This is a genomic window from Pseudomonas entomophila, from assembly GCF_013523125.1.
Taxonomy (GTDB): domain Bacteria; phylum Pseudomonadota; class Gammaproteobacteria; order Pseudomonadales; family Pseudomonadaceae; genus Aquipseudomonas; species Aquipseudomonas entomophila_B.
The window spans coordinates 36,121-57,998 of record NZ_JAAMQJ010000026.1 but is presented as its reverse complement, the minus strand read 5'-3'; the positions used below and the strand labels follow the sequence as shown (position 1 = coordinate 57,998).

The window sequence follows — 21,878 nt, the reverse complement described above, 5'->3', positions numbered from 1 at the left end:
GGCGACACGTCGAAAGCCGAGGCGGCCCCAGGTCGCCTCGGCTTTTTTCGTTTCATGCCTGCGCCTTTCAGGCGTCGCGCTAAAAACAACGCCGACGCCCGGGTATCAGAAGCCGCCGCTGATGAAAGGCGCCTGAGGGGCCAGCAGTATCGGTGCCAAAGCAAGCGCCCATACCAGCAGACCCAGCACGATCCACACTCCATTGGCCCATGACAGCGCGCTGTTGCTTTCGCCTTCGGGGTCGCCGACGCAGAAGTTGATGGCCCGCTGAACCGTCAGGCTCCACCACACCCCGAACGCCGCACTCAGCACGATCGTGATCATTGCCCGAACGGGCGAAGGGTCGAGCACCTGGAGCATCGACAGGGCGTAATGCACGATGCACAGCAGCCAGATGGCGCAAGTCAGTAACAGGGGCGACCAGGCGTAGGTCCTGCCCGTCAGCTTGATCTGCCGATCGACCCGCTTGAGTAGGCCGTGGATGAAGAGGATCCCGAAAACCGTCCGCACCAGCGGCCAGAGCGGCTCACCGCTGTGACGCGTGTACAGGCGCCAGTTCCGGTAGAACCAGTACACCGTGTAGAAGTTGAAGGTCAGGATGCTCATGATGACCAGTTTGCGTGGCGAGACCACGAAGAACATCGGCTCATCGACCGATGTCACGGGTAGATGCTTGACGGTGTCGGCTGTGCTGACTGTGGACATGGAACGGCCCCCTCTGGAAATGAAGTGCCATTCAACCTCGCGTTCGAGGGGTTAATCTGCCCTACGCTTCCGAAACGGAGGCAGGAAGTTTCCGAAAAGACCACTAGCCCGGCCTGTATTCAGGTCACCCTTGCAGCCGGTTGGGTCATACTCCCGTCCACACCACTGTGTCGCGCTCGCTGCGCGTCCTTGCCAAGGAGGTCTGCATGTTCGAGTCCAGCGCCCCGTTGCGCCAGCGTTTCGCCGCGTTGCGCAGCACGGCCGAGGTCTTCTCCCTGCGTCACGTGCGCCAGTCCCAGCACAGCCTGTCGGTGCGCCGCAACGTCGTGGAACCGCCGTTCTTTAGCCGCGACGAAGGCGCCATGCTCACCGTGCGGCTTCAGGGCGTTGAAGCCTACGCCGCCACCGCCGACCTGTCCCAGGCGGGCTTGCAGGCCGCGCTCGAGCGGGCCGAACGGCTGGCGCGGCAGATCGCGCGCTTCAGCCTGCTCGACCTCAGCGGCCAACCGGTGTCCAGCGCACGCCACGACCACGTCTCGCCCAACCTCGACGCATCGCTGCCCGCGCTGGGCCACTGGCTGGAACTGCTGGCGACGGAGTCGGCCAGGGTGCCGAAGGACGACCGCCTGGTGGACTGGCAGGCCAGCCTGGGCATCACCGAGGTGGAGCAGATCTACCTGAACAGCGCCGGGGCCGAACTGCGCCAGGCTCAGCGCTTCCTGTTCCCGGGCATGAGCGTGACCGCCAGCGACGGCCGTGACAGCCAGAGCCGCAGCCTGGGCCGGGAAAACTTCGGCCAGCAAGGCGGGGCCGAAGTGGTCGAGCGCTGTGGCCTGATCGGTGCCGGCGCCTGGGTGGCCGACGAGGCCTTGCAACTGCTGCTGGCGCCCAATACGCCTAGCGGCGCCCGTGACCTGCTGCTGATGCCCGACCAGATGAGCCTGCAGATCCACGAATCCATCGGCCATCCGCTGGAGATGGACCGCATCCTCGGCGACGAGCGCAACTACGCCGGGACCAGCTTCATCACCCCGGCGGACTTCGGTCACCTGCGCTACGGCTCGCCCTTGCTCGACGTGACGTTCGACCCGACGCTGCCCGAAGAGCTGGCCAGCTACAGTCACGACGACGACGGCACGCCGGCCAGCAAGCAGTTCCTGATCCGCGCCGGCGTGCTGCTGCGGCCCTTGGGCGGCGCCCTGTCGCAAGCGCGCTCGGGCCTCGACGGCGTGGCCAACAGCCGCGCCTGCAGCTGGAACCGCGCGCCGATCGATCGCATGGCCAACCTCAACATCGAGCCTGGGACGCAGGGCCTGAAACAGCTGATCGGCTGCGTGGAGCGCGGCATCCTGATGCGCACCAACCGCTCGTGGTCCATCGACGATGCGCGCAACAAGTTCCAGTTCGGCTGCGAATGGGGCCAACTGATCGAGGACGGCGAACTCAAGGGCGTGGTGAAGAACCCCAACTACCGGGGTATCTCGGCCGGCTTCTGGCGCAGCCTGATCGGCGTGGGCGATGCCTCGACCCGGCAGGTGCTCGGCACGCCCAACTGCGGCAAGGGCGAACCCAACCAGGTGATCCGCGTCGGCCATGCGTCGCCGGCGTGCCTGTTCAGCCAGATCGATGTCTTCGGAGGCCAGGCCTGATGCAACGGACCCCACGCGATCGTTTCGACACCCTGGTCCAGGACCTGCACCAGGCCCTGCGGCCCGACGAGCACTTCACGCTCGGCTACGACGCCGAGTGCTCGCAGTTCATCCGCTTCAACCACGGCAAGGTCCGCCAGGCCGGACAGGTCGAACAGGCCACGGCGAGCCTTCGCCTGTTGCAAGCGAATCGCCAGGCGCACCTGACCTTCACGCTGTGCGGGGACGCAGCGCTCGACCGTGCCCGCCTGCACGAGGCCCTGGCACAACTGCGCCAGACCCTGCCCTTGTTGCCGGAGGACCCCTGGCTGAGCCTGGATGAGCGTGCCTGGCAGAGCCTCAGCGAACAGCTGTACCCCTTGCCCGACGCCGAGGCGGTCCTGAGTCAGTTGCAGCACGCAACCGATGGGCTGGACCTGGTCGGCATCTATGCCGCCGGGCCGATCAGCCGGGGCTTCGCCAGCTCGGCCGGTGCGCGCGGCTGGCACGAGGCGAGCAGCTTCAACCTGGACTGGAGCGTGTTCCACGCCAACGGTCAGGCGGTGAAAGCCAACTATGCCGGGCAGACCTGGTGCCCGGACACCTTCGCGGCGCGCCTGACTCACTGCCGCACGCAGCTCGAGGCCCTTGGGCGCCCGACCCTGACCCTCGCACCAGGTCGCTACCGTGCCTACCTGGCCCCGGCAGCGCTGGACGAAATCGCCGGTCTGCTGAGCTGGGGCGGCTTCTCGGCGCAGGCGCTGGCCAGCGGCAACAGCGCGCTGCAACGGCTGTACGCTGGCGAGGCGCACCTGGCGCCGATGGTGTCGCTGCACGAGCAGGTCAGCGGCTCGCTGAGCCCGGCCTTCTCCGACGAAGGCTCGCCACGCGAGGATGTTTGCCTGGTCGACCACGGCCGCGTGGACGGCCGCCTGGTCAGTGCCCGCAGCGCCGTCGAGTTCGCGCTGTGTGCGAATGGCGCCGACAGCGGCGAGTCGCCCTGTGCGCTCAGCCTCGCCCCCGGCACCCTGGCCCAGGCGGACATCCTCGAGCAGCTGGGTACTGGCCTCTACATCAGCAACCTCTGGTATCTCAACTACTCCGACCTGCCCGCCGCCCGCATGACCGGCCTGACGCGCTTCGCCACCTTCTGGGTGGAAGACGGGCAACTCCAGGCGCCGGTCTCCACCATGCGCTTCGACGACAGCCTGTACGACCTGTTCGGCGACCAGTTGGAGGCCCTGACCCGTGAGCGCGAGCTGATCCTCTCCACCAGCACCTACGGTCAGCGACAGACTGGATCGAGTCATCTGCCGGGTGCGCTGGTCAAAGCCCTGACCCTGACCTTGTGACCCCCTGACGACGAGGCCACCATGCCCGAACGCATCGCGCTGGACCCGGTCACCGCCCGCTGGATCCCGTGGGTGGTGGCCATCGCTTTCTTCATGCAGTCGCTCGACGGCACCATCCTCAACACCGCCCTGCCGGCCATGGCCACGTCGCTGGACGAGAACCCGCTGCGCATGCAGGGGGTGATCATCGCCTACATGCTCACGGTGGCCTTGCTGATTCCGGCCTCGGGCTGGATCGCCGACCGCTTCGGCACCAAGCGCATCTTCTTCAGCGCCATCCTGCTGTTCAGCTTCGGCTCGCTGCTCTGCGCGGCGGCCAACAGCCTGGGCTTTCTAGTGTTCGCCCGGGTGGTCCAGGGCCTGGGCGGCGCCCTGATGCTGCCCGTCGGGCGGCTGGTAGTGCTGCGCGCCTACCCGCGCTCGGAACTGGTGCGCATCCTGAGCTTCATCACCATCCCCGGGCTGCTCGGTCCGCTGCTCGGTCCGACGGTCGGTGGCTGGCTGGTGGAAGTGCTGAGCTGGCACTGGATCTTCCTGCTCAACCTGCCGGTCGGCCTCCTGGGCTGCTACGCGGTGTGGAAGCTGATCCCCGACCTGCGCGGCGCCGAACGCACGCCGTTCGACGGGCCGGGCTTTCTGCTGTTCGGCGCGGCCATGGTGCTGATCACCATCGCCATGGAGGGGCTGGGCGAGCTGCACCTGCCGCATCTGCGCGTGATGCTGCTGCTGTTCGCCGGCATGGCCTGCCTGGCCGCCTACTGGCTGCGGGCCGGGCGTGACCCGGACCCGCTGTTCTCGCCTCGACTGTTCCGCGTGCGGACCTTCGCCATCGGCATCCTCGGCAACCTGTTCGCCCGCCTGGGCAGCGGCGCCCTGCCCTTCCTGGTGCCCTTGCTGCTGCAGGTGGCGCTCGGTTACTCGCCGGTCGAGGCCGGCATGAGCATGATCCCGCTGGCCGCCGCCGCAATGCTGGCCAAGTCGGTGGCGCGGCCGATCATCGAGCGCCTGGGCTACCGCATCGTGCTCACCGGCAATACCCTGCTGCTCGGCCTGATGCTGGCAAGCCTGGCCCTGGTGGACGAGCAGACGCCCTACGAACTGCTGCTGGTGCAGCTGGGCATACTGGGGGCAATCAACTCGCTGCAGTTCACGGCCATGAACACCGTGACCCTAATCGACCTGGACGACGCCAACGCCAGCAGTGGCAACAGCCTGCTGTCGGTGGTGGCGCAGCTGGCGCTGAGCCTGGGCGTGGCCTGCGCCGGTGCGCTGCTGGGCGGCTTCACCGCGGCCGGAGGCGTCGATGCGGCCGAAACCACCCTGGGCGCCTTCCAGCTGACCTTCCTGACCATCGGCCTGATGTCGATGCTGGCGGCGGCGATCTTCCTGCAACTGGCCCCGACGGACGGAAGGCGTGCCCCCCGTCCGGAACCGGAGATCGAAGCTTAGAAACGGAGGTCGCGAGGCTGGTAGACTGTGCGGCATTTTTGCTCTCAGGCCTGTCTCGTGACCACTGAATCCACCGCCTTCGCCACCTTGCCGCTGTCCACCGCCATGCTGGCCAACCTGGACGCCCTGGGCTATGCGTCGATGACGCCCATCCAGGCACGCAGCCTGCCCGTCATTCTCAGGGGCCAGGACCTGATCGCCCAGGCCAAGACCGGCAGCGGCAAGACCGCCGCCTTCGGCATCGGCCTGCTCAACCCGCTCAACCCGCGCTATTTCGGCTGCCAGGCGCTGGTGCTGTGCCCGACGCGCGAGCTGGCCGACCAGGTCGCCAAGGAACTGCGCCGCCTGGCACGCGCCGAGGACAACATCAAGATCCTGACCCTCTGCGGCGGGGTCTCGCTCGGCCCGCAGATCGCCTCGCTGGAGCATGGCGCGCACATCATCGTCGGCACCCCAGGGCGGATCCAGCAGCACCTGGACAAGGGCACCCTGGTGCTCGGCGGCCTCAACACCCTGGTGCTCGACGAAGCCGACCGCATGCTCGACATGGGCTTCTACGACGCCATCGCCAGCATCATCGAGCGTACGCCTGCCCGTCGTCAGACGCTGCTGTTCTCGGCCACCTACCCGGCGGGCATCGAGCAACTGGCCGCCGCGTTCATGCGCCAGCCGCAGCAGGTGAAAGTCGAGAGCCTGCACGCCGACAACCAGATCGAGCAGCGCTTCATCGAGATCGACGCGGCGCAGCGACTGGAGGCGGTGACCCGTGTGCTCGGGCACTTCCGTCCGCAGTCCTGCGTGGCTTTCTGCTTCACCAAGCAGCAGTGCGAGGACGTGGTCACTCACCTGCAGGCCAAGGGCATCGTCGCCCAGGCCTTGCATGGCGACCTGGAGCAGCGGGACCGTGACCAAGTCCTGGCGCTGTTCGCCAACCGCAGCACCTCGGTGCTGGTGGCCACCGACGTCGCGGCGCGCGGCCTGGACATCGACGGTCTGGACATGGTGATCAACGTCGAACTGGCGCGCGATGCCGAGATCCACGTGCACCGTGTCGGCCGTACCGGCCGCGCAGGCGAGAAAGGCCTGGCCGTGAGCCTGGTGGCGCCGGCCGAGGCGCATCGCGCCCAGGCGATCGAGCAGTTGCAACGCCAGCCGCTGCGCTGGGAACAGCTCGACAGCCTGAAGAGCAAGGGCGGTGAGCCGCTGTTGCCGCTGATGAGCACGCTGGCGATCGCCGCCGGGCGCAAGGACAAGTTGCGTCCGGGTGACATTCTTGGCGCGCTGACCGGCGATGCCGGGATTCCCGGCAGCCAGGTGGGCAAGATCGCCATCTTCGATTTCCAGGCCTATGTGGCGGTGGAGCGTGGCGTGGCCAAACAGGCGTTGCAGCGACTCAACAGCGGGAAGATCAAGGGGCGGGCGCTGAAGGTGCGGATCGTGTGAAGGGCTAGACCCGAGACACCGGCTTTACGGGCCTTTCAGGCCCGATCGCTGGCAAGCCAGCTCCCACACGGGCATGCGCAGCATTGATCGCTTCATTCGAGCCAGCACCTTGTGGGAGCTGGCTTGCCAGCGATCGGGCCCACAGGGACCGTGAACCCGCCAACCCGATCGCTTGCCCCTCTGCCGAACCGAAAGACACGCCCGCCCCCACCTCCACCCTTTTCCTCACCAAGGACCTCCCGTGCAAACCACCGATGTCATCATCCTCGGTGCCGGCGCCGCCGGCCTGATGTGCGCCCACCTCGCTGCCTACCGTGGACGGCGGGTGCTGGTGCTCGACCACGCCAACAAGCCCGGCAAGAAGATCCTCATGTCCGGCGGCGGCCGCTGCAATTTCACCAACCTGTACACCGAGCCGGCCAACTTCCTGTCGCAGAACCCGCACTTCTGCAAGTCGGCCCTGGCGCGCTACACCCAGTGGGACTTCATCGACCTGGTGGCGCGGCATGGCGTGCCGTACCACGAGAAGAAGCTGGGCCAGCTGTTCTGCGACAACAAGGCCAGCGATATCCTCGAGCTGCTGCTAAGCGAATGCGACCAGGCAGGCGCCGAGCTGCGCATGAACACCCGGATCGATCAGATCGAGCGCCTGGAGGACGGTTATCGCCTGCAGACCAGCGCCGGGCCGTTCGCCTGCCAGTCGCTGGTGATCGCCACCGGCGGGCTGTCGATCCCGACCCTGGGCGCGACCGGCTTCGGCTATCAGGTGGCGCGGCAGTTCGGCCATACCGTGCTGCCGACCTGCGCCGCCTTGGTGCCGTTCATCATCACCGAGCCCCAGCTCAAGGCATTGTGCAGCGAACTGTCCGGCACGTCCCTGGATTGCACGGCCAGCTGCAACGGCATGAGTTTCCGGGAGAACCTGCTGTTCACCCACCGGGGTCTCAGCGGCCCGGCCATCCTGCAGATCTCGTCGTTCTGGAAGGCCGGTGACACCGTGGAGATCGACCTGCTGCCCGATCGCGACGCGCTGGCGTGGCTGCGCGAACAGCAGGCCGAACGGCCCAACACCGAACTCAAGACCGTGCTGGCCGAAGTCTTCACGCGCAAGCTCGCCCACCTGCTGGCCGAGCAATGGTTCGTGTCCAAGCCGTTGAAACAGTACACGCCCGCCGAGCTGGCGCAGGTCGCCGAGCGGTTGTCGACTTGGCAGCTGGTGCCGGCCGGCACCGAAGGCTACCGCACCGCCGAAGTGACCCTGGGCGGCGTCGACACGCGGGAAGTCTCGTCGAAAAGCATGGAATCGCTGAAGAGCCCCGGCTTGTACTTCATCGGCGAAGTGCTGGACGTCAGCGGTCACCTGGGGGGGTTCAACTTCCAGTGGGCCTGGGCCTCGGCTTACGCCGCCGCACAGGTGGTCTAGGCTTCGCGCTAGAATCGCGGGCTCACGGAACGCTTCTTGCTGGCCCGTGACCAAGAGGGTGTAACGCTCTCCTGACCCGCGATCATCGACCTTTGCCCAGCAGGCCACCATGCCCTTTTCTTCATTCCGCCATACCCTGCGCCGCCTCTGGGCGCAGGACAAGTTCAGCTACAGCATCCGGGTCACCCTCGCGCTCACCGGCAGCATGGCGCTGTGCTGGTACCAGGATGAGATGAGCCTGCTGATCCCGCTGTTCCTCGGCATCATCGCCAGCGCCCTGGCCGAGACCGACGACAGCTGGCAGGGGCGCCTGAGCGCGTTGCTGGTCACCCTGGTGTGCTTCGCCATCGCCGCGTTGGCGGTGGAGCTGCTGTTTCCCTACCCCTGGGTGTTCGTCGTCGCATTGGCGCTGTCGGCCTTCGCCCTGACCATGCTCGGTGCGCTGGGCGAGCGGTACGGCGCCATCGCCTCGGCCACGCTGATCCTGGCGGTCTACACCATGATCGGGGTCGACCAGCGCGGGGGCGAGGTCAGCGACTTCTGGCACGAGCCGGCGCTGCTGGTCGCCGGCGCGGCCTGGTACGGGCTGCTCTCGGTGCTGTGGCAGGCGCTGTTCTCCAACCAGCCGGTGCAGCAGAGCCTGGCCAAGCTGTTCTGGGCGCTGGGCCGCTACATCAAGCTCAAGGCCAGCCTGTTCGAGCCGGTGCGCAACCTCGACGTCGAGGCCCGCCGGCTGGAGTTGGCGCAGCAGAACGGCAAGGTGGTGGCGGCCCTGAACGCGGCCAAGGAGATCATCCTGCACCGGGTCGGCAACAGCCAGCCCAACTCCAAGGTCAGCCGTTACCTGAAACTGTACTTCCTGGCCCAGGACATCCACGAACGCGTCAGCGCCTCGCACTACCCCTACAACGCGCTGGCCGAGACCTTCTTCCACAGCGACGTGATGTTCCGCTGCCAGCGCCTGCTGCGCCAGCAGGGCAGCCTCTGCCAACAACTGGCCGAGTCGATCCGGCTGCGCCAGCCCTTCGGTGACGACAGCGGCTTCGCCGAGGCGCTGGACGACCTGCATGCCTCGCTCGACTACCTGCGCCAGCAGAACAACCCGGCCTGGCGCGGGCTGCTGCGTTCGTTGCGCGCGCTGGCGCACAACCTGGCCACGCTGCACCGCCTGCTCAACGCGGCGAGCAACCCCGAGACCCTGGCCGAGGCCACCGACAACAGCCTGCTCGACCGCTCACCGCGCGGCCTGCGGGAGATCTGGAAGCGTCTGCGCACTCAGCTGACGCCAACCTCCCTGGTGTTCCGTCACGCCCTGCGCCTGCCGCTGGCGCTGTCGATCGGCTACGGCATGGTGCACCTGATCCACCCGACCCAGGGCTACTGGATCATCCTCACCACCTTGTTCGTCTGCCAGCCCAACTATGGGGCGACCCGGCGCAAGCTGGTGCAGCGCATCATCGGCACCGCCATCGGCCTGACCGTGGGCTGGGCGCTGTTCGACCTGTTCCCCAATCCGATCGTCCAGTCGATGTTCGCGGTGATCGCCGGCGTGGTGTTCTTCGTCAACCGCACCACCCGCTACACCCTGGCGACTGCAGCGATCACGCTGATGGTGCTGTTCTGCTTCAACCAGGTCGGGGACGGCTATGGCCTGTTCCTGCCGCGTCTGGTCGATACCTTGGTGGGCAGCCTGATCGCGATCCTCGCGGTGTTCCTGTTCCTGCCGGACTGGCAGGGCCGCAAGCTGAACAAGGTGCTGGCCACGACCCTGGCCTGCGCCAGCGAATACCTGCGCCAGATCATGCAGCAGTACGCCGAGGGCAAGCGCGATGACCTGGCCTACCGGTTGGCCCGGCGCAACGCGCACAACGCCGATGCGGCCTTGTCGACGACCCTGGCGAACATGCTCATGGAGCCTGGGCACTTCCGCAAGGAGGCCGACCTGGGCTTTCGCTTCCTGGTGCTGTCGCACACCCTGCTCAGCTACCTCTCGGGCCTGGGCGCGCATCGCGATACCAGCCTGCCGGCCGAAGTCCACGAGCACCTGATCGACGGCGCCGGGGCCAGCCTGGCCGCCAGCCTGGACGAAATCGCCACCGCCCTGGCAGCGCGCCAGCCGGTGGCGATCCACAGCGAGCAGGAGCAGGCGCTGGCCAGCAGCCTCGAACAGATGCCCGACGACCTCGACGAGCACCAGCGCCTGATCCAGAGCCAACTGGCCCTGATCGGCCGGCAACTCGCCCCGCTGCGGACCCTGGCAGCGCACTTGGGCAAGGCGACGCCGACCTGACTGCCGCGCGGGGTCGCCTTCATCGCGCACATTTGCGATGATCGACGCCCCGCCACAGGAGCCTTCCCATGTCCCTTGAATGGATTTGCACCCACCACAGCGACCTCGACAAGGAGCAGCTGTACGCCATCCTGCGCTTGCGGGTCGAGGTGTTCGTGGTCGAGCAGCAGTGCGCCTATCAGGAGGTGGATGGCCAGGACCTGAGCGGTGATACCTGCCACCTGATGGCCTGGGAAGACGGCCAGTTGATCGCCTACCTGCGCCTGCTCGACCCCCAGTCCCAGGGCGGCGACGTGGTGATCGGCCGGGTCCTGACGGCCACCTGTGCCCGTGGCCGCGGCCTGGGCGAGCACTTGCTGCTCAAGGGGCTGGAGTGCGCCTCGCACTGCTGGCCGCAGACACCGGTCTATCTGTCAGCGCAAGCGCACCTGCAAGGCTTCTATGGCCGCCAGGGGTTCGAAGCGGTGGGCGACGAATACGTTGAGGACGGCATCCCGCACATCGGCATGCGCAAGGCCTGACGCACGGACGCTCACGGGTACCCCAGCACCCCGCGAATCTGCGCCAGGTGCGCGCCGACCCACTGTCGATCGATCGCCCCCCAGTCACTGATGCGGTAGTGGCCGGCGTGATGACGGGCACCTTCCTGCTGCTCGAAGGTGCAGACGATATCCAGTTCGGCCAGGGCGGCGATGGTGTCCTGGGCCGTGCGCCGGGGCATGCCGGTTGCCTCCATGAGGGCCGGGACGCTGCTCGCCTGCTGGCTGTCGATCAGCCAGGCGACGTACAGGCGTCGGTAGAAGCTGCTGCGGGTCTTGCTCGTCACGTCGTTCACAGGGGGTCTCCTCAGGCAGAGCCGGGCAATTCCTGGTAGGTCAGGTAGACCCTCAGGTCGAATTCCAGTTGGTGGTAGGCCGGCTCCATGTGCTGGCACAGCTGGTAGAACGCCTTGCTGTGATCGCGCTCCTTCAGGTGCGCCAGCTCATGCACGACGATCATGCGCAGGAATTCCGGTGCCGCGTCCTTGAACAGCGAGGCGATGCGGATTTCCTTCTTGGCCTTGAGCTTGCCGCCCTGCACCCGCGAGACTGCCGTGTTCAGCCCGAGGGCGCGGTGGGTCAGGTCGAGTCGACTGTCGAACAGCACCTTGTCGGGGCTCGGCGCGTTGCGCAGGTAGGCCTGCTTGAGATCCTGGGCATAACCGTACAGCGCCTTGTCGCTCTGCACGGCATGCCGGTCGGGGTAACGCTGGCGCAGGTAGTCGCCGAGCCGGTCGGTGGCGATGAGCTGGCGGACCTGCTCCTGCAGGTGCGGTGGGTAGGCTTGCAAGTAGCGCAGTACGGTCATGACGAACGATCGGGCAGAAAGAGGCGTCAGTCTACCAAGCACAGGCCCGGCCAGGAAAACCGCTCTGGGAAATCCTGTGCATCGTCCGCGGTCAGGGGGCGCGCCACCAGGAAGCCTTGCACGTACTGGCACCCATGCGCCTTGAGCCACTGTGCCTGGGCCTGGGTCTCGACGCCTTCGGCGATCACGGTGATGCCGTACTCCAGACAGAGTGCAATGACGCTGCTCACCAGCGCCGCGTCGGCCACCGAGTCGGGCAGCCGGGCCACCAGGTGCCGGTCGAGCTTGAGGGTGTCGATGGGCAGGTCACGCAGCATGCGCAACGAGCAGTCGCCTGCGCCAAAGTCGTCCAGGGCGATGCGCACCCCCAGGCTGCGCAAGCGTTGCAGCTGCTTGATGGCCGCATCGATGTTGCTCATCAACGAGGTCTCGGCGACCTCAAGCTCCAGCTGCCGAGGGTCGAGCCCCTGGTCGTCGATCACGTGCCGCAGCTCGTCGGCCAGGCCCGGCATGGCGAATTGCGCCCGGCCCAGGCTGATCGCCAGGATCAGTTCATCGGGGAACCGGGCGCCCCACGCGGTCCGTTGCGCCACACCCTGACGGTAGATCCAGCTGGCCAGGCGGTTGATCAGCCGCGCCTCTTCGAGCAAGGGAATGAACAGCCCGGGCGGGACGTCACCGACGCTGGGATGGCGCCAGCGCAGCAACGCCTCGAAGCCGCGCAGGCATCCGTCGGCGAAGGCCACCTGAGGCTGGTAGACCAGGCTGAAATCGCGCTCCTCGATGGCCGTGCGCACGCTGTCCTCGAGCATCAGCCGGGAACGGGCGCGGCCATTGAGTTCTTCGTCGTAGAAACGGTACTGCTGCCGTCCGGCCTGCTTGGCCGCATACATCGCGGTGTCGGCCGCGCGGATCAGGCTGTGCACGCTGTCACCGCACTCCGGGTAGGTGGCGATACCGATGCTCACCCCCAGGCAGATGTCCATACCGTCGATCTGCTGGCACGCCGACAAGCGCTCGAGCACGTTCTCGGCCAGACGCCCGGCCTGTTCGAGGTAGGGCAATTCGTCGAACAACGCGGTGAACTCGTCGCCACCCATGCGCGCCAGCAGGGCCTGGCTGCCCAGGCAGTCCTTCAACTGCTCGGCGACCCAGCACAGCAAGCGGTCACCGGCCTCGTGGCCGAGCGAGTCGTTGACCCGCTTGAACCCATCCAGGTCCATGTACATCAAGGCCTGGGCGCGCTCCGAGCGTTCGTGGCGGATCAGCGCACTTTCGGCGGCCTGCTGAAACCCGCGGCGGTTGAGCAGGCCGGTCAGCGGGTCGGTGATGGCTTGGTTTTCCAGTTGTACGTGCAGGCTGCGCACGACCGACATGTCCAGCACAGTCACCACCATGGCCTGCCGTTCCTCGGGCAAGGGCGCACAGGACAGCGCCACGGGCACGGGCTGACCGCTGGAGGTGCGCAATTGCGCGTCGTGCAGTCGCAGGATGTCGCGTCGCTGGTAGGCCGTGAACAGCTCCGACGCCTCCCACGGCAAGGCACTGGGCAGTTGCAGCAGGTCCAGCAGGTGCATGCCCTGCAAGCAGTCGACCGGGGTGTCGAGCAGCCGGCTGATTTCCGGGTTGGCGAAACTCACCTTCCCGTCGGCCTGAACAACCAGAATGCCTTCGGCGGCGTGCTCCAGGATCGAGGCGCTGAAGGCCCTGGCCGACTCCAGGTCGCGGCTCAGGCGCTGCAGCATGCGCTGGTTGCACTGTTGTTCGAGCAAGGCCTGGATCTTGGGCTTGAGCACCTCCGGGTCGAAGGGCTTGAACAGGTAGTCGACCGCGCCGCTGGCATAGCCACGCGCGATGGCGGCCTGCGAGTGCTCGGTAGCGGTGAGGAAGATGATCGGCGTCAGGCGCGTGCGCTGGCTGCCGCGCATCAGGCGCGCGACCTCGTACCCATCCATTTCGGGCATCTGCACGTCGAGCAGCACCAGGTCGACCTCGTGCTCGAGCAAGGCGCCCAGCGCCTCCATGCCGGAACTGGCCGTCAGCACCTGCCAGTCGTGCCGATCCAGCAACGCACGCATGCTCACAAGGTTTTCGGGGTAATCGTCGACCACCAGAAGGACTGGCCCCCTGTCCGACGGGTGAAGGTGAGCGCCATCCATGCTGTCTCGAGACTCCGCAGCCACTGCCAAATCATTGGATCCGATGATTGACTTTAGCGCGCACCTGGCCGAAATGCCCGGTTGTTTCGACAAAATGTTCAGGGACACCCGACGGTCGGTTATAGGGCGCGGACGACATGCTGCAAGCTGCAAGCTGCAAGCTGCAAGCTGCAAGCTGCAAGCTGCAAGCTGCAAGCTGCAAGCTGCAAGCTGCAAGCTGCAAGCTAGAGCATCAGCGCCACCTCAACGCTCTGTCAACACTTGGCGAACCGCACTACCGTCCACTTGTAGCTTGCCGCTTGCCGCTCGAAACCGTCTCCTCCACCCTCCCATCAGGTACCGCCCATGACCCCACGCCCTCCTCTGCCCCCCTTCACCCGGCAAACGGCCCTCGAGAAAATCCGTCTGGCGGAAGACGGCTGGAACAGTCGGGACCCGGCCAAGGTGGCCTTGGCGTACACCCTCGACACACGCTGGCGCAACCGTGTGGAATTCATCACCAGCCGCGCCGAAGCTCAGGCCTTCCTGACGCGTAAATGGAACCGAGAGCTCGAATACCGGCTGATCAAGGCGCTCTGGGCATTCACCGACGATCGCATCGCGGTGCGCTATGCCTACGAATACCATGACGACAGCGGTCAGTGGTTCCGGGCGTATGGCAATGAGAACTGGGCCTTCGATGAGCACGGTCTGATGCACACGCGTCACGCCAGCATCAACGAGCACCCGATCAGCGAGGCCGAACGCCAGTTTCGCTGGCCGTTGGGCCGGCGTCCGGACGATCACCCAGGGCTCGACGAACTGGGCCTCTGAACGGGGCCTGTCGCATGGCTGCGCCAATGGGTCTTGAGGCAGGTCTCGCGCGCGAAACGGAGGGCGAGCGTCACGCCAATGAAAATGCCCGCCTCTGGCGAGACGGGCATCGGTGCTGACGACGCGAGCCGGAGCCTGAACGCTCAGGCCCTTGGCTCACCTCAGGCGTGGCGCCCGATCAGTTGATCTTGGCGGCCAACTCACCCTTGGCGTAACGCTGGAACATGCCTTCCAGGGAGATCGGCTTGATCTTCGAGGCATGGCCGGCGGTGCCGAACGCTTCGTAACGGGCGATGCACACGTCACGCATGGCCTTGACCGTTTCGGCGAAGAACTTGCGTGGATCGAACTCGCTCGGGTGCTCGGCCATGTAACGACGGATGGCACCGGTGGAGGCCAGGCGCAGGTCGGTGTCGATGTTGACCTTGCGCACGCCGTACTTGATGCCTTCGACGATCTCTTCGACCGGCACGCCGTAGGTTTCCTTGATGTCGCCGCCGTACTGGTTGATGATCTTCAGCCACTCCTGCGGCACCGAAGACGAACCGTGCATGACCAGGTGCGTGTTGGGGATGCGCTTGTGGATTTCCTTGATGCGATCGATCGCCAGGATGTCACCGGTCGGTGGCTTGGTGAACTTGTAGGCGCCGTGGCTGGTGCCGATGGCGATCGCCAGGGCATCGACCTGGGTCTTCTTGACGAAGTCGGCGGCCTCTTCCGGGTCGGTCAGCATCTGGCTGTGGTCCAGGGTACCCTCGGCACCGACGCCGTCTTCTTCACCGGCCTGACCGGTTTCCAGGCTGCCCAGGCAACCCAGCTCACCTTCGACCGACACGCCGCAGGCGTGGGCGAAGGCGACGGTCTGCTGAGTGACGCGCACGTTGTACTCGTAGTCGGACGGGGTCTTGCCGTCTTCCTTGAGCGAGCCGTCCATCATCACCGAGCTGAAGCCCAGCTGGATCGAGCGCTGGCAGACGTCAGGGCTGGTGCCGTGGTCCTGGTGCATGCACACCGGGATGTGCGGGAATTCTTCGATCGCCGCCAGGATCAGGTGACGCAGGAAGGGTGCACCGGCGTACTTGCGGGCACCGGCAGACGCCTGGACGATGACCGGGGAATCGGTCTTGTCGGCCGCTTCCATGATGGCGCGCATCTGCTCGAGGTTGTTGACGTTGAATGCTGGCACGCCGTAACCGAACTCTGCGGCGTGGTCCAACATCTGGCGCATGCTAATGAGTGCCATGGTGTATCTCTCTCCCGACAAGCGTCGTGTGTGCGTGCGACCTGCCGCTGTCGGCGGCCGCAGTTCAAGTAATAAAGGGCCGCCAGGGCGGCCCGGCCCGTCACGGTGCCGTGCGGCGCCCGCTCAGTCGGCCGTCCGGACGCAGGTCACGGACAGCCCGGCGCGAGGCGCTGGTGGTCTTCGTCGTACTTTTCCAGGGCGGTCGGACCGAGCCGCTTGTTGATCACCGGCACGGTCTCGGCCTGCCATTCGGACTGATAACAGCCACCGTTCGGCACCGCCGGCGCCTCACCGTCCTGCGAAGCTGGCGAGCCCGAGCAGGCGCCCAGCATCGCAGCCATCGCCAGGATGGGCAATCGCTTGATCATCGAGCCGTTCCTCCGCTCGGCCCCTGGCCGGTTCAGGCCTTGGCCCGCTGTTCCAGGATCTCCACGGCCGGCAGCACCTTGCCCTCGACGAACTCGAGGAAGGCACCGCCGCCGGTGGAAATATAGGAGATCTGCGAAGCCACGCCGTATTTGTCGATGGCTGCCAGGGTGTCACCCCCGCCGGCGATGGAGAAGGCGTCGCTCTGGGCGATGGCCTTGGCCAGCACTTCGGTGCCCTTGCCGAACTGGTCGAACTCGAACACGCCGACCGGGCCATTCCACAGGATGGTCTTCGACGACTTCAGCAGCTCGGCGAAGTGGGCCGCCGTCTGTGGACCGATGTCCAGGATCATGTCGTCGGCAGCCACGTCGGCGATGGCCTTGACGGTGGCCTCGGCGTTCTCGGCGAAGGCCTTGGCAACCACCACGTCGACCGGCAGCGGGACGCTGACCTTGGCTGCGATGGCCTTGGCCGTGTCGACCAGGTCAGGCTCGTACAGCGACTTGCCCACCGGATGACCCGCGGCGGCCAGGAAGGTGTTGGCGATGCCGCCGCCCACGATCAGCTGGTCGCAGACCGCGCTCAGGCTGTTCAGCACGTCCAGCTTGGTGGACACCTTGGAACCGGCGACGATGGCCGCCATCGGCTTGGCCGGTGCCTTCAGGGCCTTGCCCAGGGCGTCGAGCTCGGCGGCCAGCAGAGGGCCCGCCGCCGCCACCTTGGCGAACTTGGCGACGCCGTGGGTCGAGCCCTCGGCGCGGTGCGCGGTGCCGAAGGCATCCATGACGAAGACGTCGCACAGCGCCGCGTACTGCTGGGCCAGCTCATCGCTGCTCTTCTTCTCGCCCTTGTTGAAGCGAACGTTCTCGAACAGCACCACGTCGCCGGCCTTGACCTCGACACCGCCCAGGTAGTCGGCGATCAGCGGTACGTCACGGCCCAGCGCCTTGGACAGGTACTCGGCCACCGGTTTGAGGCTGTTCTCCTCCGAGAACTCGCCTTCGGTCGGACGCCCCAGGTGCGAGCAGACCATCACCGCCGCGCCCTTTTCCAACGCCTGGCGGATCGTCGGCAGGGCCGCCTGGATGCGCGCATCGCTGGTCACCACGCCATGCTTCACCGGCACGTTGAGGTCCTCGCGGATCAGTACGCGCTTACCGTGCAGATCGAGATCGGTCATCTTCAAAACGGTCATCAATGCAATCCTTCAGAGCTGTTTGCGAGTGGAGCGGTGTGGTGGACGACCTGCAGGAAGTGCCCTGCAACGTCGAGCATGCGGTTGGCGAAGCCCCATTCGTTGTCGAACCAGGCCAGCAGGTTGACCAGGCGTGGACCCGAGACACGGGTCTGACTGGCATCCACGATCGCCGAATGCGGGTCATGGTTGAAATCGCAACTGGCGTGCGGCAACTCGGTGTAGGCCAGCAGCCCGCGCAGCGGCCCGTGCAGGGCAGCCTCGCGCAGGACCTGGTTGACCTCGGCAGCCGAGGTGTCGCGGGCCGTCTGCAAGGTGATGTCCAGGCACGAGACGTTCACCGTGGGCACGCGTACGGCTTTGGCCTGAATTCGCCCGGCGAGTTCCGGAAGCAGGCGCTCGATGCCGCGCGCCAGGCCGGTGGACACCGGAATCACCGACTGGAAGGCCGAACGGGTACGACGCAGGTCGTCGTGGTGATAGGCGTCGATGACCGGTTGATCGTTCATCGCCGAATGGATCGTGGTGATCGACACGTAGTCGATCCCGAAGGCGCGGTCCAGCACCCGCAGCAACGGCACACCGCAGTTGGTGGTGCAGGACGCATTGGACACCAGCCGCTCGCGGCCGGTCAGGTCGTGCTGGTTGATGCCGTAGACCACCGTGGCATCCACGTCCGCCTCGCCGGACATCGGCTGCGAGAACAGCACCCGCGGCGCACCGGCATCGAGAAACCGCTGGCCGTCGGCCCGGGTGTGGTACGCGCCGGAGCACTCCAGCACCAGGTCGACGCCCAGGGCGCGCCAGTCGACCCCTTCCGGGGTGGCGCTGCGCATGACCTTCACGCAGTCGCCGTTGATGTGCAGGCAATCCCCCTCGACCCGGACCTCGCCCGGAAAACGACCGTGAGTCGAGTCGAACCGGGTCAGGTACTCCAGGCTGGCCTGGTCGGCCAGGTCGTTGAGCGCGACGATCTCGACGCCCGTGTCGGCGCCTCGCTCGACCAGGGCGCGCAGGACGCAGCGGCCGATGCGGCCGTAACCATTGAGTGCAACCTTGTAGGGACGCGTTGGGTGCATGAGTGACTCACGTGGCGATGACGTTGATACGGCGGTCGCAGATCGGCCCCGGCCCGCGCCCGCCGGTGCACCTTCAAGGTGCATGGCGAACGCGCGCGGGGGCCGGTCACACGATCAGGGAGGGCCGAATCGACCCTCTCGATCGCACATCAGTCTTCCAGCAGTTCCTCAGCGGTGCCCAGGATGTTCTCCAGGGTGAAGCCGAACTCTTCGAACAGCGCGGCGGCCGGTGCCGATTCGCCGTAGCTGGTCATGCCGATGACGCGACCTTCGAGGCCGACGTACTTGTACCAGAAGTCGGCGTGCGCTGCCTCGATGGCGATGCGCGCGCCCACTTCCAACGGCAGGACCGACTGCTTGTAGGCGGCGTCCTGGGCATCGAAGACGCTGGTGCACGGCATGGACACCACGCGGACCTTGCGGCCCTGCTCGGTCAGGGCGTCGTAGGCCTGCACGGCCAGGCCGACTTCCGAACCGGTGGCGATCAGGATCAGCTCGGGCTCGCCCGCGCAGTCCTTGAGCACATAGCCACCACGGGCGATGGCGGCGATCTGGCCGGCATCACGCGGCTGGTGCTGCAGGTTCTGACGGGAGAAGATCAGCGCCGACGGACCGTCGTTGCGCTGCAGCGCCTGGGCCCAGCAGACCGCCGACTCGACGGCGTCGGCCGGACGCCAGGTGTCCAGGTTCGGCGTGCTGCGCAGGCTGGTCAGCTGCTCGACCGGCTGGTGGGTCGGGCCGTCTTCGCCCAGACCGATGGAGTCGTGGGTGTAGACATGGACGACGCGCTGCTTCATCAGGGCCGACATGCGGACCGCGTTGCGGGCGTATTCCATGAACATCAGGAAGGTCGCGCCGTACGGCACCAGACCACCGTGCAGGGCCAGGCCGTTCATGATCGCGGTCATGCCGAACTCGCGCACGCCATAGAACAGGTAGTTGCCGCTGGCGTCCTTGGCGTCCACGCCCTTGCAGCCCTTCCACAGGGTCAGGTTGGAGCCGGCCAGGTCGGCCGAGCCGCCCAGCAGTTCCGGCAGCAGTGGGCCGAAGGCGTTCAGGGTGTTCTGGCTGGCCTTGCGGCTGGCGATGGTTTCACCCTTGGCGGCGACCTCGGCGATGTAGGCCTGGGCCTTCTCGGCGAAGTCGGCCGGCAGCTCACCGCTCACGCGACGCTTGAATTCGGCCGCCAGCTCCGGATGCGCCTGGGCGTAGGCGTCGAAGCGCTGGTTCCAGTCGGCTTCGACCTGCGCACCGGCCTGCTTGGCGTCCCACTCGGCGTAGATGTCGGCCGGGATCTCGAACGGACCGTGGTTCCAGTTCAGCGCCTGGCGGGTCAGGGCGATTTCGTCGTTGCCCAGCGGTGCACCGTGGCAGTCTTCCTTGCCCTGCTTGTTCGGCGAACCGAAGCCAATGGTGGTCTTGCAGCAGATCAGGGTCGGACGATCGCTCTTGCGGGCGGTGTCGATGGCGGTCTTGATCTCGTCGGCGTCATGGCCGTCGACATTGCGGATGACCTGCCAGTTGTAGGCCTCGAAGCGCGCTGGGGTGTCGTCGGTGAACCAGCCATGGACTTCGCCGTCGATGGAGATGCCGTTGTCGTCGTAGAAGGCGATCAGCTTGTTCAGGCCCAGGGTACCGGCCAGGGAAGCCACCTCGTGGGAGATGCCCTCCATCAGGCAGCCGTCGCCCATGAACACGTAGGTGTTGTGGTCGACGATGGCGTGGCCGTCACGGTTGAACTGGTCGGCCATGATCTTTTCGGCGATGGCGAAGCCCACGGCGTTGGCCAGGCCCTGGCCCAGTGGGCCGGTGGTGGTTTCGACACCGGCGGTGTAGCCGTACTCGGGGTGGCCCGGGGTGCGGCTGTGTAGCTGGCGGAAGCCCTTGAGGTCGTCGATCGACAGGTCGTAGCCGGTCAGGTGCAGCAGCGAGTAGATGAGCATCGAGCCGTGCCCGTTCGACAGCACGAAGCGATCGCGGTCGGCGAACTGGGGGTTGCTCGGGTTGTGCTTCAGATAGTCGCGCCACAGAACTTCGGCGATATCGGCCATGCCCATCGGGGCACCGGGGTGGCCGCTGTTGGCTTTTTGCACGGCATCCATGCTGAGTGCACGAATTGCGTTAGCACGCTCACGACGGCTAGGCATCGCTGATCTCCTGGGGCTTTGTAAAAGGTGATGAAACAAAATGACGCCCATTTTCGCCCACGTTGCCCCTCGGGAGCAATGACGGATGGTCGCACCGCCGCAATTATCCGGTCTGGCGGCCCCACGAACGTCTTGAGGACGTCTCGAAAGAGCGCCTTTCCAGCACCGCAACGTCAATATCAAAAAGTTTTGATATTGACGTTGCGGTGGCGTCCGCCTCTGTCTAGACTGCGACCCCATGAGCCTTTCGACCCTAGCCCCGCCCCTTCGGCACCGCGACGACCTCACCGCCCTGTGCAAGGCCGGTGGCGATCCGTTGCGGCTGAACGTGCTGCGCGCCCTGGCCAGCGATTCCTTCGGCGTGCTGGAGCTGGCGCAAATCTTCGACATCGGGCAGTCCGGCATGAGCCATCACCTCAAGGTCCTGGCCCAGGCCGACCTGGTGGCGACCCGGCGTGAAGGCAACGCCATCTTCTACCGACGCGCCTTGCCCGACACGGCGCGCGCCGGCGGCCGCCTGCACGCGGCGCTGCTCGACGAAGTGGACGACCTGGCCCTGGCCCACGAGGTGCAGGCGCGCATCGCCCAGGTGCAGCAGCGCCGCGCGCTGACCAGCCAGGATTTCTTCCTGCGCGTCGAAGAGCGCTTCCGCGCCCAGCAAGACCTGATCGCCGGCCTGCCGCAGTACCGCGAGAGCCTGCTGGCCCTGCTCGACAAGCTGGCCTTCGACGGCACGGCCAGCGCGCTGGAAATCGGCCCGGGCGATGGCGGCTTCCTGCCGGACCTGGCACGCCGCTTCGCACAGGTCACGGCCCTGGACAACAGCCCGACCATGCTCGAGCTGGCGCGCCAGGTGTGCCTGCGCGAGCGGCTGGACAACGTCGAGCTGCGCCTGGGCGATGCGCTCACCGTCACCGAGGTGACGGCCGACTGCGTGGTGCTGAACATGGTGCTGCACCATTTCGACGACCCGGCACGCGCCCTGGCGGCCCTGGCCGGGTGCGTCAAGGCCGGCGGCAGCCTGCTGGTCACCGAGTTGTGCAGCCACGATCAGGCCTGGGCCCGCGAGGCCTGTGGCGATCTGTGGCTGGGCTTTGAACAGAACGAACTGGCCCGTTGGGCCACGGCAGCAGGGCTGACGCCGGGCGACAGCCTCTATGTCGGACTGCGTAACGGTTTCCAGATCCAGGTCCGACACTTCCAGCGACCTGCTGGCGACACTCACCATCGGTAAAT

18 protein-coding genes are annotated in these 21,878 nt (G+C 66.5%); 9 read left to right on the top strand and 9 right to left on the bottom strand.

From position 1 onward, the window contains the following. Positions 1 to 105 precede the first annotated feature (105 nt). The gene (locus tag G7007_RS14355; protein WP_181102699.1) at positions 106 to 705 is read right to left on the bottom strand and encodes a hypothetical protein; all 600 of its coding nucleotides are present in this window, start codon (positions 703 to 705) and stop codon (positions 106 to 108) included. Positions 706 to 911: 206 nt separating this feature from the next. On the opposite strand from G7007_RS14355, the gene G7007_RS14350 reads away from it, so the two are divergent. The 7 genes from G7007_RS14350 to G7007_RS14320 all read left to right on the top strand — a co-directional run bounded on the left by G7007_RS14350 (position 912) and on the right by G7007_RS14320 (position 10,811). Further along, complete coding sequence (locus G7007_RS14350) at positions 912 to 2,354, top strand: TldD/PmbA family protein (RefSeq protein WP_181102697.1); 1,443 nt, start codon at positions 912 to 914, stop codon at positions 2,352 to 2,354. Next, positions 2,354 to 3,685 carry a TldD/PmbA family protein gene (locus tag G7007_RS14345; RefSeq protein WP_181102695.1) on the top strand — a complete coding sequence of 444 codons (1,332 nt, stop codon included), beginning with the start codon at positions 2,354 to 2,356 and terminating at the stop codon, positions 3,683 to 3,685. Before G7007_RS14350 ends, G7007_RS14345 begins: the two co-directional genes overlap by 1 nt. Before the next feature lie 21 nt (positions 3,686 to 3,706). Continuing rightward, positions 3,707 to 5,134, top strand: a complete 1,428-nt coding sequence (mdtD, locus tag G7007_RS14340) for a multidrug transporter subunit MdtD (RefSeq protein ID WP_181102693.1) — start codon at positions 3,707 to 3,709, stop codon at positions 5,132 to 5,134. A gap of 105 nt (positions 5,135 to 5,239) precedes the next feature. Further along, on the top strand, positions 5,240 to 6,577 hold the full coding sequence (gene dbpA, locus G7007_RS14335; protein ID WP_258198582.1) for an ATP-dependent RNA helicase DbpA: 1,338 nt from the start codon (positions 5,240 to 5,242) through the stop codon (positions 6,575 to 6,577). A gap of 241 nt (positions 6,578 to 6,818) precedes the next feature. Beyond that, positions 6,819 to 8,000, top strand: a complete 1,182-nt coding sequence (locus G7007_RS14330; protein WP_181102689.1) for a BaiN/RdsA family NAD(P)/FAD-dependent oxidoreductase — start codon at positions 6,819 to 6,821, stop codon at positions 7,998 to 8,000. A gap of 109 nt (positions 8,001 to 8,109) precedes the next feature. After that, positions 8,110 to 10,290, top strand: coding sequence for a YccS family putative transporter (gene yccS / locus G7007_RS14325; RefSeq protein WP_181102687.1), 2,181 nt, complete (start codon positions 8,110 to 8,112; stop codon positions 10,288 to 10,290). A 68-nt stretch (positions 10,291 to 10,358) separates the two neighbouring features. Next, positions 10,359 to 10,811, top strand: a complete 453-nt coding sequence (locus tag G7007_RS14320; protein ID WP_181102685.1) for a GNAT family N-acetyltransferase — start codon at positions 10,359 to 10,361, stop codon at positions 10,809 to 10,811. Positions 10,812 to 10,822: 11 nt separating this feature from the next. Here G7007_RS14320 and G7007_RS14315 read toward each other — a convergent pair whose 3' ends face one another. From G7007_RS14315 to G7007_RS14305, 3 genes are read right to left on the bottom strand one after another with little or no spacing between them, the layout of a single operon-like run. Further along, positions 10,823 to 11,116 carry a winged helix-turn-helix domain-containing protein gene (locus G7007_RS14315; protein WP_369811824.1) on the bottom strand — a complete coding sequence of 98 codons (294 nt, stop codon included), beginning with the start codon at positions 11,114 to 11,116 and terminating at the stop codon, positions 10,823 to 10,825. A 20-nt stretch (positions 11,117 to 11,136) separates the two neighbouring features. Beyond that, a complete protein-coding gene (locus tag G7007_RS14310; RefSeq protein WP_060395182.1) occupies positions 11,137 to 11,637 on the bottom strand; it encodes a M48 metallopeptidase family protein in 501 nt (166 codons plus the stop codon). Positions 11,638 to 11,663: 26 nt separating this feature from the next. Then, positions 11,664 to 13,796: a putative bifunctional diguanylate cyclase/phosphodiesterase gene (locus tag G7007_RS14305; protein WP_181102683.1), complete on the bottom strand. Its 2,133-nt coding sequence runs from the start codon at positions 13,794 to 13,796 to the stop codon at positions 11,664 to 11,666. 345 nt (positions 13,797 to 14,141) lie between these two features. Between G7007_RS14305 and G7007_RS14300 the strand changes: the two genes are divergently transcribed. Beyond that, a complete protein-coding gene (locus G7007_RS14300) occupies positions 14,142 to 14,609 on the top strand; it encodes a nuclear transport factor 2 family protein (RefSeq protein ID WP_181102681.1) in 468 nt (155 codons plus the stop codon). Positions 14,610 to 14,787: 178 nt separating this feature from the next. On the opposite strand, the gene fba is transcribed toward G7007_RS14300, so the two are convergent. From fba to tkt, 5 genes are all read right to left on the bottom strand, one after another. After that, positions 14,788 to 15,852: a class II fructose-bisphosphate aldolase gene (fba, locus tag G7007_RS14295; RefSeq protein ID WP_181102680.1), complete on the bottom strand. Its 1,065-nt coding sequence runs from the start codon at positions 15,850 to 15,852 to the stop codon at positions 14,788 to 14,790. 146 nt (positions 15,853 to 15,998) lie between these two features. Then, the gene (locus G7007_RS14290) at positions 15,999 to 16,220 is read right to left on the bottom strand and encodes a hypothetical protein (protein ID WP_181102679.1); all 222 of its coding nucleotides are present in this window, start codon (positions 16,218 to 16,220) and stop codon (positions 15,999 to 16,001) included. Positions 16,221 to 16,252: 32 nt separating this feature from the next. Beyond that, positions 16,253 to 17,416, bottom strand: a complete 1,164-nt coding sequence (locus tag G7007_RS14285; RefSeq protein WP_181102678.1) for a phosphoglycerate kinase — start codon at positions 17,414 to 17,416, stop codon at positions 16,253 to 16,255. Continuing rightward, positions 17,416 to 18,495, bottom strand: coding sequence for an erythrose-4-phosphate dehydrogenase (gene epd, locus G7007_RS14280; protein ID WP_181102677.1), 1,080 nt, complete (start codon positions 18,493 to 18,495; stop codon positions 17,416 to 17,418). Before epd ends, G7007_RS14285 begins: the two co-directional genes overlap by 1 nt. A 149-nt stretch (positions 18,496 to 18,644) precedes the next feature. Next, positions 18,645 to 20,642, bottom strand: coding sequence for a transketolase (tkt, locus tag G7007_RS14275; protein WP_181102676.1), 1,998 nt, complete (start codon positions 20,640 to 20,642; stop codon positions 18,645 to 18,647). Positions 20,643 to 20,880: 238 nt separating this feature from the next. Here tkt and G7007_RS14270 point away from each other — a divergent pair, with 238 nt between their 5' ends. Further along, on the top strand, positions 20,881 to 21,876 hold the full coding sequence (locus tag G7007_RS14270) for an ArsR/SmtB family transcription factor (protein WP_181102675.1): 996 nt from the start codon (positions 20,881 to 20,883) through the stop codon (positions 21,874 to 21,876). The last annotated feature ends 2 nt before the right edge of the window (positions 21,877 to 21,878 follow it).

What these genes read in the sequence shown, in the direction of transcription:
- G7007_RS14355 (WP_181102699.1), bottom strand. Translation starts at nt 705, where the DNA reads ATGTCCACAGTCAGCACAGCCGACACCGTCAAGCATCTACCCGTGACA.
- G7007_RS14350 (WP_181102697.1), top strand. Translation starts at nt 912, where the DNA reads ATGTTCGAGTCCAGCGCCCCGTTGCGCCAGCGTTTCGCCGCGTTGCGC.
- G7007_RS14345 (WP_181102695.1), top strand. Translation starts at nt 2,354, where the DNA reads ATGCAACGGACCCCACGCGATCGTTTCGACACCCTGGTCCAGGACCTG.
- mdtD (WP_181102693.1), top strand. Translation starts at nt 3,707, where the DNA reads ATGCCCGAACGCATCGCGCTGGACCCGGTCACCGCCCGCTGGATCCCG.
- dbpA (WP_258198582.1), top strand. Translation starts at nt 5,240, where the DNA reads ATGCTGGCCAACCTGGACGCCCTGGGCTATGCGTCGATGACGCCCATC.
- yccS (WP_181102687.1), top strand. Translation starts at nt 8,110, where the DNA reads ATGCCCTTTTCTTCATTCCGCCATACCCTGCGCCGCCTCTGGGCGCAG.
- G7007_RS14320 (WP_181102685.1), top strand. Translation starts at nt 10,359, where the DNA reads ATGTCCCTTGAATGGATTTGCACCCACCACAGCGACCTCGACAAGGAG.
- G7007_RS14310 (WP_060395182.1), bottom strand. Translation starts at nt 11,637, where the DNA reads ATGACCGTACTGCGCTACTTGCAAGCCTACCCACCGCACCTGCAGGAG.
- G7007_RS14305 (WP_181102683.1), bottom strand. Translation starts at nt 13,796, where the DNA reads ATGGATGGCGCTCACCTTCACCCGTCGGACAGGGGGCCAGTCCTTCTG.
- G7007_RS14300 (WP_181102681.1), top strand. Translation starts at nt 14,142, where the DNA reads ATGACCCCACGCCCTCCTCTGCCCCCCTTCACCCGGCAAACGGCCCTC.
- fba (WP_181102680.1), bottom strand. Translation starts at nt 15,852, where the DNA reads ATGGCACTCATTAGCATGCGCCAGATGTTGGACCACGCCGCAGAGTTC.
- G7007_RS14290 (WP_181102679.1), bottom strand. Translation starts at nt 16,220, where the DNA reads ATGATCAAGCGATTGCCCATCCTGGCGATGGCTGCGATGCTGGGCGCC.
- G7007_RS14285 (WP_181102678.1), bottom strand. Translation starts at nt 17,416, where the DNA reads ATGACCGTTTTGAAGATGACCGATCTCGATCTGCACGGTAAGCGCGTA.
- epd (WP_181102677.1), bottom strand. Translation starts at nt 18,495, where the DNA reads ATGCACCCAACGCGTCCCTACAAGGTTGCACTCAATGGTTACGGCCGC.
- tkt (WP_181102676.1), bottom strand. Translation starts at nt 20,642, where the DNA reads ATGCCTAGCCGTCGTGAGCGTGCTAACGCAATTCGTGCACTCAGCATG.
- G7007_RS14270 (WP_181102675.1), top strand. Translation starts at nt 20,881, where the DNA reads ATGAGCCTTTCGACCCTAGCCCCGCCCCTTCGGCACCGCGACGACCTC.